Source organism: Pseudopedobacter beijingensis (assembly GCF_042678145.1).
GTDB lineage: Bacteria > Bacteroidota > Bacteroidia > Sphingobacteriales > Sphingobacteriaceae > Pseudopedobacter > Pseudopedobacter beijingensis.
In genome coordinates, this window is the sequence record NZ_JBHUDG010000001.1 from 145,551 (window position 1) to 158,614 (window position 13,064).

At 34.4% G+C, this 13,064-nt stretch carries 9 protein-coding genes; all 9 read left to right on the top strand.

What is annotated here, in order from left to right; all coding sequences use genetic code 11:
- Window positions 1-11 precede the first annotated feature (11 nt).
- Window positions 12-947, top strand: coding sequence for a DUF5017 domain-containing protein (locus ACFSAH_RS00495; protein WP_379660717.1), 936 nt, complete (start codon window positions 12-14; stop codon window positions 945-947).
- 10 nt (window positions 948-957) lie between these two features.
- Window positions 958-2,460 (top strand): T9SS type A sorting domain-containing protein, encoded by a 1,503-nt coding sequence (locus tag ACFSAH_RS00500; protein WP_379660718.1) that lies wholly within the window; start codon window positions 958-960, stop codon window positions 2,458-2,460.
- Window positions 2,461-2,523: 63 nt separating this feature from the next.
- On the top strand, window positions 2,524-5,169 hold the full coding sequence (locus tag ACFSAH_RS00505) for a hypothetical protein (protein ID WP_379660719.1): 2,646 nt from the start codon (window positions 2,524-2,526) through the stop codon (window positions 5,167-5,169).
- A gap of 30 nt (window positions 5,170-5,199) precedes the next feature.
- Window positions 5,200-5,760 carry a DUF5017 domain-containing protein gene (locus ACFSAH_RS00510; RefSeq protein ID WP_379660720.1) on the top strand — a complete coding sequence of 187 codons (561 nt, stop codon included), beginning with the start codon at window positions 5,200-5,202 and terminating at the stop codon, window positions 5,758-5,760.
- Between the two features lie 13 nt (window positions 5,761-5,773).
- Window positions 5,774-7,447: a DUF5017 domain-containing protein gene (locus ACFSAH_RS00515; RefSeq protein WP_379660721.1), complete on the top strand. Its 1,674-nt coding sequence runs from the start codon at window positions 5,774-5,776 to the stop codon at window positions 7,445-7,447.
- A gap of 79 nt (window positions 7,448-7,526) precedes the next feature.
- Window positions 7,527-10,148: a T9SS type A sorting domain-containing protein gene (locus ACFSAH_RS00520; RefSeq protein WP_379660722.1), complete on the top strand. Its 2,622-nt coding sequence runs from the start codon at window positions 7,527-7,529 to the stop codon at window positions 10,146-10,148.
- A 16-nt stretch (window positions 10,149-10,164) separates the two neighbouring features.
- Window positions 10,165-10,974: a sialate O-acetylesterase gene (locus ACFSAH_RS00525; RefSeq protein WP_379660723.1), complete on the top strand. Its 810-nt coding sequence runs from the start codon at window positions 10,165-10,167 to the stop codon at window positions 10,972-10,974.
- A gap of 223 nt (window positions 10,975-11,197) precedes the next feature.
- Window positions 11,198-11,791 carry an RNA polymerase sigma factor gene (locus ACFSAH_RS00530; RefSeq protein ID WP_379660724.1) on the top strand — a complete coding sequence of 198 codons (594 nt, stop codon included), beginning with the start codon at window positions 11,198-11,200 and terminating at the stop codon, window positions 11,789-11,791.
- Between the two features lie 66 nt (window positions 11,792-11,857).
- Window positions 11,858-13,000: a FecR family protein gene (locus tag ACFSAH_RS00535; RefSeq protein WP_379660725.1), complete on the top strand. Its 1,143-nt coding sequence runs from the start codon at window positions 11,858-11,860 to the stop codon at window positions 12,998-13,000.
- Window positions 13,001-13,064: the final 64 nt, after the last annotated feature.

A 13,064-nucleotide genomic window follows, 5' to 3' on the forward strand; every position in this document is an offset into this window, starting at 1 on the left:
AATGAAAAATTATGAAATGGATTAGAATATTAATAATACCAGTTTTTATTTCTTCATGTAGTAAAGTCGACTTTAAAACGGCAGAATTAGAAGTGTACGTTGAAAATATCGAATACAAAGTAGGTGATCCTATATTTTTTGATATTAAAAGTAATGCGGATAATATCGTTTTTTATCCAGGAGTAGCATATGGCGATACTTTAAGTGAATATAAGTATAAAGATGGCAGGCAGATACCCGTAGAGGATTTGAAAATGTCTTTTAATACCAAGTTGGGTACTGCTGGTACTCAGGTTAACCAGTTACAGGTATTGGTTTCTAATGATTTTAATGGAGTGTATTCTGCTCAAAATGTTGAAAACGCAAATTGGGTAGATATTAGCTCAAAATTCAACTTAGCAACATCAACATCAGTAATTAATAGTGGAGAATATAGTTTAAATCAGTATACAGAACCAGGGAAGCCATTATATATATGCTTTAAATATATTGTAAGACCCAAAATAGCATATAAAACCTCTAGAGATGTAACCATTAGTGAGTTTCTTATAACCAATGAGGGCAGTTTGGGTAAGCATGATGTAACTACTTTTATCCGATCTGGTTTTGCTGCTGAAACTGCTGTATTAAAAGGGAATTTTACTCCTGCTGAAGGACGAAGTGTTTTCTCAAACACATCAATCCAGTTAAGAGGTAATAATGCTGCGGGTACAACAGAAGAATATACCGAAACCTGGGTTATTTCTAAACCTATAAACACAGATTTTCTGGTATTAGGTCCTGATAAATCTATTCCCTTAAAAGGCTATAAAGATTTACGGCAAGAAGCCCTTTATTATACCTACTACAGACCAGGGAGTTATACTGTGACTTTTGTCGCTTTTAACCTGAATGAAGGCAGTGAAAACTCTGTCACCAAACAATTAAATATAACTGTGAAACCTTAAATTTTATATTATGAAAAAGTTAATACTTACAGCTATGATTACCGCAAGTACTATTATGTTGTATGCGCAAAGCTCATGGGAGCTGGAAAATGAGACCGTAAATTACAATATGATGGGTACTGCACAGGGAACTCTGACCCGTACTGGGGCAAATCTAAATTTAATTTCTACTACTACTGATCCGGCTTATTTACCTTGTCCTACAGATGGGATAGTACATGTGTTAACTAGTTCTGCTTATTCTGGCCCCGGCTTTAATCCTCCTTTTCCTGGAAATATATTTACTTTAAATCAAGAGAATGGGACTTTAACTTTTAACGCTACTAATTCATATACTGTATCGAATAGGTTTTCCATGTACGATCTTCAAAATGCTTCTCCGCTGACAAAGCTGTCTTTTAGTCTTTCATTTAATGAAAATACTTCACCCAATTCAATCTGGCAATTTGTAATTGGACGTAAACATGCGGATCCTGATGATGGGATATTTACAAAGACAGCTATTGTTGGCAACGGGGCACTTACTGATGTTTTTAGTGGCTTCAGATGGGTAATAACCAACGATAATGAGGGACGGAAGATTCAATTCCAATACAGAAGAAAAAATTCGCCTACAGCGACAGGTACAAACACAGATATATCTTCAACCTTATTTGAAGCAGGTACAACATATGATGTACAGATAATCTGTAACAATACAAACCAACCTCAGCAGTTTATGCTTGCTGGTAATCAAACAACAATCAATTCAATGCGGACAATGGTTATTGTTGATAACGCTATTGTCGCTATTGCAAATGCAACAGATGGAGCAAGTAATAATCAGGTCCATTCAAACATTATGCCGGTTAATACAACAATTAATAGCTTTGCTTTTTCAGGAAATAGACCTCAAACTGAATCAACTACAGATTCAGAGATTACCCTAAGCAATATCAGCTGGAACTATGTTAAGCCTTCTGTATTACCTGTTAGTTTTATCTCTTTTACAGGTAAGAGTATTAACGAAGGCATTCAATTAAACTGGCAGACAGGCAGTGAGGAAAAAAACTCTCGTTTTGAAATTTATAGATCGGCTGATGGTCAAGCATTTTCTAAAATAGGTTCTCTGTCCGGTAACCTAAATTCTAATCAAATTAATAGTTATTCATTTATAGACGATTCTCCTTTTCTGGGAGATAATTATTATCAGCTTAGACAAATTGACGTAGATGGGAAATCCAGTACATATGATAAAATTATTTTTATAGCAAACGGTTTTGGAAAAGAGGAGTTTAATGCTTTTGTTTCTCAGGATAAGCAGGTTAATATTAAAGTTTTTTTGGCTAAAAGCGAAAGAGTTTTAGTACGACTTACAGATATTACTGGCAGAGTAATTTATCAGTCGGGAACAACTTTAAGGCAAAATGAAAATCACATTCAGCTACCAATAATTCCTCTAGCTTCCGGTATTTACGTTGTTAGTATGGTTAACGAAGATAATAAGGTAAGAACAGCGAAGATAATATTATAGACAATACTTAAATTACAGTTTAAAATGTACGATAAAAAGTTTTTTTTCAAAACCTTTATTTTATTGATAATCTGCTTTTTTATAAAAGAGGTTGTTTATGCCCAAAGTAAAGACAAGGTGCTAATTCTGGGAGATAGTGGTAAACTCTCTGGCCTTGTAAATAAACTGAAGTCAGATTTTGATGTTGCTTTTGTTAATGCAGCAACAGATATAGAGGCTAATAACTTTAAATTGCTTATTCTGGCTTCAGAAAATACAGTTGATGAAGCTTATAGATTTCCTGTACATCAGTTTTTACAGAAAGGTGGAAATGTTATATTTATAGGGAAAGAAACCTTTAATTACGACCCCGATTTTTATAATGGTAGTTTACTAACTGATCTAAAAAAAGATTTTGAAGTTGTATGGCCTAAAAGGGACTTTACAATAGCATCTGTAGATAAACCCGAAATAAAAACTTATGAATGTGCAACTTGTAAGACAATAAGTTTTGAAACCAAAAACAGGGGGATGAGAGATGTTTTGTTAGGGTTGAAAATTAAAAACAAGACATCTAAACTAAAAAATACCTTAAATTTTAGAGCCAAAGGAAGTCATTTTATGGACTTATTAGCTTTGGAAATAAAAGATACAAAAGGGAAAAAATGGTATTCTTTTCTACCTGTAACTCCTGAATGGGAAACATATTCTGTATCGCTGGCAAATTTCATTCCTGAAAACTGGAATAACACCAATCAGGCTTATCCTTTGCTAAATCCTACTACGGCCGACTCTTTATATATAGGCCTCAATTCCTCCACTGTATGGAAAGAAAAAGCTATGGGTTTTACTTTAGGGGATATTAAAATAGGGGAAAACAAGAAAAATATTTATCAGCCATCTTCTTTATTACAAACATTAAGGTATCCTTTTCAGGCAATAGGAATAAAATATCCTGAGTGGATTATCGACCCGTTTTTTAATTCTAAAAAACTGCATCAGGTTAACCTTGTAACAAAAGGAAACTTTATCTCCCCGGTGTCTATTCCAAGTCCATTTACAGAAGTTTATGCATTGCCAGAGTTTTTTTATGAACATCCGGTTTCAACATCTGGTACCGATACTAAAAAAGCTTATGACAATAAAGAAAATAGAGTTTCCAGAAGAGAGCAACTATTGGTAGATAAGACTTCGGGAATGGTAGTGGCAGAGTTTATACAGTTTGCCAATGGCCCGTATAAGTTGGCATCTATCAGTTCTTTAGGTGTGAATATTTCCGATATTCAGGTTAAAGCGGGAATAAGTGATTTAATCGTAAATCTGAGTAAAGAAGTTGTAGGCAAGCCTCGTATTATCAATGTAGCGGTAAATACAACGGAGAAAAAAGATAATAATTCGATTTATCCGTTATTTAAAGTAAATATCCAAAATGTAAAGAACCAAATTGTTAAGGGGAAAATAGAATTATTTATAAACAATCAAGTAACCAATGCTTTGGATGTTGCGCTGGTCCCAAATGTAAATAAACAGTATAGCCTGGAACTAAAATCGTTACCGACGGATTTTTCTTTAAAAACCTTTGTCTGGAAAGTAAGATTTACAACAACCAATAGTGTAGATGAATTAACAGATACTGTTGATGTTGAAAAGGCTATGCTGGCATCGTTTAAATTTCTGACAGATGCTCAGAAATTTTACCCGGATGGCAGGTTCTCTAATCATTATTTCGGAGATGCCTATGGAGTAAGGGCTATGTTTGCTTATCTGGACTACCTTAAACAAAATCCGCAGACAAAATCCAAGTATTCCGATATGTGGACGAATTTTACTGAAAGTGATATAAAAAATAGTGCAGAAAGCTTCTATGATATGTTAGTTAATAGACAAACATCATTTGGAGCCTATCCTATGGGATATTCTGAACACGCTGGTGGGTATAATGTAGCTGATGGCGGTCAAATGGCTTTATCTATGATGCAATCTTCCGGCTATATTTCTGATGTTAATAGAAAAAACAATTATATCAATTCTGTAGTGAAATTTGGTAATTGGGCAGAGGAATATTATATAACTCCTGAATTATCAGCTCAGCTTAAAATATCTCATCCAGAAGAATATAAAAAAGGGCAAACACTAGCCGGGCTTTATGGATTAGGATTAGCAGGGAAAAGAAAACAACAAACTGGTCCATCCTGGGTATTGGCAGATATTATTGCCGCTCAGATATTACTGTCAAAACAGGCAAATACAATAGCCGCTAAAAACACGTTTAAAGTTATTGCCGAAAGAAATTCCCGTTTTTATGTAGAAAGTAATTATGATGCTGTAGGATATTATCAGGCAGAAGCTTTATTCTGGATATACTTAACTACTAAAGAGCAGGACTTAAAAAAAATGATAGCAAATAATTTAAAAGAAACATTTGTACAGCCCCTTTTAAAAGGGGTAGAAAACGATATGTTTTTATTAGGAGGCAGAGCTACATTAAAGGCGCTGCCATTAATGTATTATCAAAGATATATTGAGGATAATGAAGATATAAGAGCTGTATTGTTTAAATATGTTTGGAATTTTGCAGCAGAACACGGTTCAAACTCAATTTTTAATTCTGCAAAATGTTTTCCAAAAGCAGTCCATGGAGAATCTTTAACAGCATCTAAATATGCTGCTTTAAGTAGCTTGTGGGCAATGGAACTTATAAATCCCGGAAGTAGCTTAATCTCATTTTAATCAAATTAAATAGACTATAAAAGAATTATTATGAACAGTTTAATTAAAAAAAATATTTTACTTGTATTCCTGTTGGTTACAATAATTGCGAGTGTAAAAGCACAATTTAAAAAAGGTGACGATGTATTGATTTCTTTTCAGAATAGCGTTTATTATGGTTCCCAAACCAATGATCTGTCAGTTTTACTTTCAACAGATTTTAATGGTAAATCTGATTTTGCATCCTTGAAATCTGCAAAATGGGAAGATCTTACCTCATTGTTTGAGTATACCGATTCGAAAGAAATTAAACATTCTGGAGAAAAGAGTCTTTCTAAATATCTGCAGGAAGGCAAACCCTTATTTATTGCTTTTAAATATACTGGAAAAGAGTCCGCTAAACCATCTCAAAGAATGTGGATTATAAAATCTTTTATGGTAAAAAAAGGAGGGAAAAAATTACAGACATCTGATGTAATGTTTATAAATAATCCTGAGAATGATGAAAATGTGGGATGGGAGCTATGGGGGCAAGGGAGCACCTTTAGGTTTAGGTCCAATATGACAAAGAAAGCTTCTGAAAGCTGGGCTGTTTTAGAAATCAAACCTTAAAATGTTTAAAATAATGATTTTATATAAAAGAGATCCTTTTCTGATCTTAAGACAAGTTTCTAAAAGTTGCCTTACGTTACAGTTAATGCTGTTGTTAATGGGGCAGGCAGTTTTAGCCCAGTTTACGGAGAAGGATAAAATATCTCTGTCTTTTGAAAACTGTGTGTATTATGGCTCTCAGAAAAATGACTTATCTGTACATTTATCAACAGATTATAGTGGAAAAACTGATTTTTTATCCGTCAAGTCTGCAAAATGGGAAGATATTACTTCGCTGTTTGAATATAGCGATTCTAAAGAGTATAAATCTTCTGGGACAAAAGATATTTCAAAGTATATTCAGAAAGGGAAACCTTTGTTTATTGCCTTTAAATACACGGGTAAACCTTCTGCAAATTCGTCTCAAAGAATGTGGATTATAAGAAACCTGTTGACTAAACGCTCAGGAACGAATCTGGAAACATCAGATTTGATATTTGTAAACAATCCTGATAATGACCAGAATGTAAGTTGGGAAATGTTTGGAAAAGCATTCAGGTATCGTAGCCAGTTAACTAAAAAAGCTGCGGAAAGTTGGGCAATAATAGAAGTTTTTCCAGATAAAAAAACGGCAGAAGCTAAGAAAGCAAATAATTCTGGAGATACAGTAAGTGCGGTAACAGAAAAGACAGTATCTAACCTAGTTTCTCAAGAAGAAATCAGGATTGCAATGGAAAGTTTGTATCTGGGAAAAGGACCAGATTTCACAAAATATGCCCATCCAAAAATAGAGATTACCAAGAAGTTTAAGGAAACTGGACATGAGCGATGGCATATAAAATATTTGGTAGATGAAAATGAATATGCTTATGCCTATATTCTAATTCCTGCAGGCATTACTAAAGGGCAAAAATTACCTGCAGTATTGGCTCCGCACCCAACTGCTAACACGGGAAAAGATAGAGTAGTAGGAATATATCCTGAACCACCTAAAAACGAGAAAGACCAGGTAGAAAGAGAGAACAGAAGATATGCCACCGATTTAGTAGAAAGAGGCTTTGTCGTTTTTGCTCCAGACAGAGCAGCATATGGTGAAAGAAGGTTAGAAAATGGTACTTATAAAACAGAAATGCCCGCTTTTCAAAAATATTTAAGCGCAAAACACCCTGGTTTTTCCTTAGTGGGTAAGAATGTGTATGATTTGAGAATAGCGTTAAATGTTTTAATAGGTCTAGATTTCGTTGATGCTGAAAATATAGGCGTGATTGGACACTCTTTAGGTGCATGGGATGCGATTATGCTTGTTGCATTTGAACCACGTATTAAAGCTGCCGTGGTAAATTCGGGCGGTATGGTTGCTTTTGATTCTAAGTTGTGGGATCCCAATTCCGAAGATTTAAAGGAATATTTGAAAAATCCTAAAAAGAGCGACCTGGGGAAAAATACCAATCTTTTTATCATGATGGCAGCTCCAAGAGCAATATTGTATCAGTATTCTTTATTTGATTCATTTAATAAAGGTAATCCTAATATTTTGGAGGCCCATAGACACATTACTGAGTATTATCAATCAATACTCAAAAAGAAGCGAGTCGATTTTAACTTTTATATGCATAACGCAGGACATGATTTTACAAGAGAATCAAGAATGCTTTCATATGCGTGGTTAGAGGCCAGACTTAAAAAGAGGAGTGATATAATCAATTAGCAGGTTTTTATCTAGATATGATTCTCTCAGCCATAAGAGAATGGGCGTACATACCTGTTTTTACTATTAAATCCCAGATATGATGATTAGAAATTTACTTTTGATTTTTGTATTATTTATAAATGTTCGTGTTTTCTCTCAGGTTACACGGTTTGTAGGCCCAGAAAGTGTCGGTTCCGGAGATGGAATGACAGCAGCAAATGCAGCAGATTTTTTAAATACTAATTTTTGGACAGACATTCAGCTATTACTGCAAACGCAACCTGTAACGGTAAAATTTATCGCCGGTATTTATTCCAGGGCATATACCGAAAAACGTCTGTATTTAAACCAAAAAGGACATGCTAAAAATCAGTTGGTATTAGAAGGAGATTTAAATAATACAATTTTCACAGCGCCTACTGGTTACCAGGAATCTGCCATTATGATATGGATTTATAATTCCAGAAATATTATAATAAAGAATTTTAGTTTTACTGGGAATGGTAAAGTTAATTATGTGTTGAGAATGACTTCTGGTCAAGGAGGTGTAACCAAGGATATCTTAGTAGAAAATTGCCATTGGTATGATATGAAAGGAGTTGAATATGGAGCCACTGGTGTAGGACAGCCTACAACCTCTTACGTTACCTATAAAAATTGTAGTTTTAAAAGAATAGGTTCTGGTAGTGGAGCACATATGATATATAATGCTTATGGTTCACACCATATAAGTATTATTGATTCTCATTTTGAAGATTGTACAGGAGATTATGTGAGGTTTAGGGATAATTTGGATTATGGAACTGTTAGCGGTTCAACTTTTATAAGAACTTCGGGATACTCTAATCGTCCTTTTATCTCCGTACCTTTATTTAATGATATTGATCCTGGAGATGAAGTTTTTGCTACAAACTATTCTTTTACCAATAATGTTTTTACCAATGCAACGGAAGCTATAAAATTTTATAGTAGTGGTTATGATCCTATAGGAAGAAATCATTTATTAACAGCTTCAGAGGGGGGGATCTTAAGTGGAGGTACTGCTCAGCAAAAGAAAAATTTATTACTAAATAATTTTAATATTAATACCGATTTAATAAGGCTAGATGATAACACTTTCAATATCATAACCAGAGAGGTAACCATGGAAAGTGTAACCAATTATGGATCTCAGTCAAGAGGTTGGACTGGGGCAGTAGATATTTCGGAGTTATTTACTAATACTGCTAATTTGCTGCCGTGGGAAGAAAACTATTATAATCTTCGGGCTGGTGTATGGAATAATGAAAGTAGAACACTTTATTATAATTTGGGTGCAGGTACTGGTGGTGAAGATAAAATATTTACAGGCATACAGCCTGTTAAAGTTGGTGGTAGTTCTATATCAACAGAAAGTATACCGGGTTTTTTGCCCTATATTCCTGAAACAGATGGAGGAGGTTTTGCCAGAGTAGCTTATCCTAGCTCTAATGCAGCTTTTACTTTACAGGATATGAGTTCAGACGAGTCAACTTTGAAAATAAGTTCTTCGGGAAGTGGTTATCCGGCAAAATTTTCGTTATATAATATTCTAAAGACATCCCCTGTATCAAGTTTGTTTTTTACAATATCTTTTAAGGATAGTACCTATACACAAGTTCTATGGACATGTTCAATGGGAAATCATACTGGTATAGATAATCTTTTTTCAGACGGATCTTTTTTGTCCGCAAGTTCTGCAACATCAAATCCAGAGGTATTTAATGCTTTTAGGTGGCGTATAGCCAGGACTAACCCTAATGTTATAGATTTTCAATATAGAAATAAGACTTTAGAATCAGAAAATGCATCCTACACCACTGTTAATATACCCTATTTTTACAGAGGAGGTGAATTTGCCATTGAAGTATATGCCAATAATGATGAAGATCCTAAAAGTTATACGCGTGGAGGAATCATATACGAAATACCGTCTAGGGCCTATCATATATGGAGCAATGGAGAGCGTATTTTAAAAGAAATCGACAATTATGCTTTTCCTGCAAATCAGCTTGCCGTAGGTTTGCCTATAAACTCTTTTATGATACATGGGACAAATAGCTCGTCTACACCAAATCCGGATGTTATTGTTGGTGATAATTCCGCGGAACTAACGATAGGGAAAATCAGGATGGATTTTGCCAGCATCGTTACGCTGCCGGTAACATTAACTTCTTTTGATGTGAAGCAACAACAGGGGAATGTATTGTTAAATTGGGCAACAAACTCAGAAGTTGATAATGCTTACTTTGAGATCTTGCGCTCTACGGATGGTAAAGGATTTAGTGAGATAGGTAATGTAAAAGGAACCGGAAATTCGAGGTCGGTCAATAGCTATACCTTTACGGACAAATATCCTCTCGAAGGATTGAATTATTACAGGTTGAGACAGGTAGATTATGATGGAGTAGGTAAATACTCAGAAGTTAAAACCGTCAATATTGGCTTTATTGAATCGGAAACTTTAAAAGTTTTAATCCCAGCAAATATAAAGGAGATACATTTCTCGTATACTTCGCAAGATACTGGAGAGTCTGTGCTACAAGTTCTTGATGTACAAGGCAGGAAATACACGGAGGAAAAAATACAATTGAAAAAAGGCGAGAATTACTTTTTTATTGAATCCAGTTTGCCCTCCGGCGTGTACATAGCGCTGTTAAGGTTAAAAGATCAGGCTATAATTGCAAAATTTATTAAATAAACAAATTAAATTAGATATGAAATCAATTACTTATAAATTTCTACAGTTAAGGAAACAAATTATTCAGATACCTTTTCTGGCATTATTGGTAATGTTATTATTACTTACAGGATGTCTTTCAAAAAAGAATTCTCAAACAAATAAATCAGGTTATGATTTATATTTACTGGTAGGACAGTCAAATATGGTAGGTGTTGGAAAGATAGAGGCTGAAGATACATCAGAACATCCAAGAGTATTCGTTTTAGATGAAACAGATGAATTCGTGTTAGCTAAAGATCCTTTACCTTTTAAAAGAAAGACTAAGGGAGTAGGGCCAGGGTTAACATTTGGGAAAATAATGGCTGAGGCGAATCCTAAAGTTAAAATAGGTCTTATACCAGGGGCTGTAGGAGGTACAAAAATATCTTATTGGACACCGGATAATCCAAGAGGCCTATATCAGGAAGCAATACGTAAGGCAAAAGTAGCTATGCAAAAGGGAGAATTAAAAGGAATTATATGGCAACAGGGGGAATCTGATTCGAATATGAAAGACGCTCCTTTATATAAAGAACGTTTGCTTAAATTGTTAACTACTTTCCGCAAAGATTTGGGTGATGATAAGCTTCCTATTGTTATAGGTGGTGTAGGTGATTTTTTAAAATCATCTCAATATAAAGTGGTTAATAAAGCTATGCAAGAGGTGGCTGATGAAATAGGGAATGCCCGGTTTTCTGAAGCTAGTACCCTCGGAGATATTGGAGATAAATTACATTTTAATTCAGCAGCCCAAAGAGAAAACGGAAAGAATATGGCAACAGCTATGCTGAAAATAAAAAAATAATAACTAAAGTATTTTGACTTTTTAAAGATAACAATTAAGACATACTGAAATTATATCTTAAAAAGATCCAATAAAACTTCAAGTCTATTTAATAGAACTATATTGTATAATTTCAATTATACAATATAGTTCTACCTCATATTTGCTTTTTAGAGAAGAATAATAGCATACCCTTTGCATTTCTGATATTTATATCAATATATTTGTTAGGTAAACCTGGCAAATGATATCGTATATCAAATATACTGACGAAGAACTTACTGATCTGTTGCGTACAGGAGATGAATTGGCTTACCAAGAGCTATACAACCGCTATTGGGATGTTTTGTTGGATACCGCTTTTAAAAGAATAAGTTCTATAGAACTTGCCGAGGAAATTGTCCAGGATATTTTTGTAAATCTGTTTATCAGGAGGGAGAGTCTAACCATTAAATCTTCTTTTGAAGGCTATCTGAAAAATGCACTTAAATATAAAGTGTTTGATGTTTTCCGGTCTCAGACTACTCATGATAAATATATCAATGAAGTTCTTAAAAACGTAAATAATCGTAGTATCACTCCGGAAGAAGCTTTGCAAGTAAAAGAATTGAAAGAAAAAATAGACAGGACGACACAAAAAATGCCCGAAAAATGCAGAGAGGTATTTATCCTGAGTAGAGTAGAGAACTTATCTAATAAGCTTATTGCAGAAAGAATGGGGATTTCTGTTAGTACTGTAGAAAAACATATCAGCAAAGCTATGAATATTATTAAAGCAGATTTTCGGGAATATCATCTTGAAGTTATGCTGTTAATTACAGTTCTTTTAAAAAAATAAAAAAAAATACTTTTTCGAATAGCGGTTTTTCTTTTGTTGTGCGACTTATAGATAATTACACAGGTAATGGAGAAAAACCGATTATTATATCTAATTGAACGTTCACAAAAAGGAACTGCAACCCCGGCCGAAATATTGGAGTTGGAAGATTTTTATGAGCGATTTGAAAATAAACCGGGCTATCTGGTAAAATTAGATGATACACAAAAAAAAGCTTATAAAGAGCTAATTTTTAGTCGTATACAAGCTAAAACACATAAGCAGCCATTAAAGCTTTATAAGAACAGATTATTGAAAGGGCTTCGTATGGCTGCATCTGTATTTATTGTTTGCGGTATTGCCTATTATACCTATCAATTAAATAAAAATATAAGTACCAATGAGAAAACATTAATTGTTAAACAAGATTCATCGGCCAGGAATAAAGCTATTTTAACTTTAGCAAATGGACAAAAGATAGTTCTTACTGATGCGAAAATTGGTGTATTGTCTGATGAGGCGGGGGTAGCTATTAGTAAGACTTCTGAAGGTGAGATAGTTTATACTTATAAAAATAGTGCCGACCAGCAATATGCTGTTAACAAGATAGAGACACCAAGAGGAGAAAAATATCAAATACGATTACCAGACGGTACAAAGGTGTGGTTAAATGCAGCTTCTTCACTTCGTTATCCGTCTGCTTTTACAGGAAAAGAAAGAAAAGTGAAGTTAAGCGGAGAAGCTTACTTCGAAGTGGCGGTGAATAAGACTAAACCCTTTAAGGTAGAAACCACTAACCAAACTATAGAGGTATTAGGTACACATTTTAACATCAATAGCTATTCTGACGAAAGCTGGACGAAAACGACCTTGCTGGAAGGTAGTGTAAAAGTAAGTCGTAACGAAAGATCGGTTACTCTAAAACCGGGACAACAAGCATTTACAGATGCCAATACAGTAGATATTCAGACATCTGTAGTTGATACGGAAGAAATACTGGCCTGGAAAAATGGATACTTTTTATTCGAAAATGCGGACATCAGATATATTATGAAAAACCTTTCAAGATGGTACAATATTGAAGTCCAATACGAAGGAGATATTACAAAACAAAAATTTGGGGGGGCATTTCAGCAATCCGCTTCTTTGGAAGAATTGTTGAAATATCTGGAGTCTTACGGAGACGTACATTTCAAAGTACAGGGAAGGAGGGTGACGGTTATGAAATAAATTTGTGACGTTACCAAAAAACCGGAAGCGTTTGCGGCGCCCCCGGGGAGCGTATCGGCTTGAC

Coding starts and splice junctions, on each gene's coding strand:
- ACFSAH_RS00495 (WP_379660717.1), top strand. CDS start 12: ATGAAATGGATTAGAATATTAATAATACCAGTTTTTATTTCTTCATGT.
- ACFSAH_RS00500 (WP_379660718.1), top strand. CDS start 958: ATGAAAAAGTTAATACTTACAGCTATGATTACCGCAAGTACTATTATG.
- ACFSAH_RS00510 (WP_379660720.1), top strand. CDS start 5,200: ATGAACAGTTTAATTAAAAAAAATATTTTACTTGTATTCCTGTTGGTT.
- ACFSAH_RS00515 (WP_379660721.1), top strand. CDS start 5,774: ATGATTTTATATAAAAGAGATCCTTTTCTGATCTTAAGACAAGTTTCT.
- ACFSAH_RS00520 (WP_379660722.1), top strand. CDS start 7,527: ATGATGATTAGAAATTTACTTTTGATTTTTGTATTATTTATAAATGTT.
- ACFSAH_RS00525 (WP_379660723.1), top strand. CDS start 10,165: ATGAAATCAATTACTTATAAATTTCTACAGTTAAGGAAACAAATTATT.
- ACFSAH_RS00530 (WP_379660724.1), top strand. CDS start 11,198: ATGATATCGTATATCAAATATACTGACGAAGAACTTACTGATCTGTTG.
- ACFSAH_RS00535 (WP_379660725.1), top strand. CDS start 11,858: ATGGAGAAAAACCGATTATTATATCTAATTGAACGTTCACAAAAAGGA.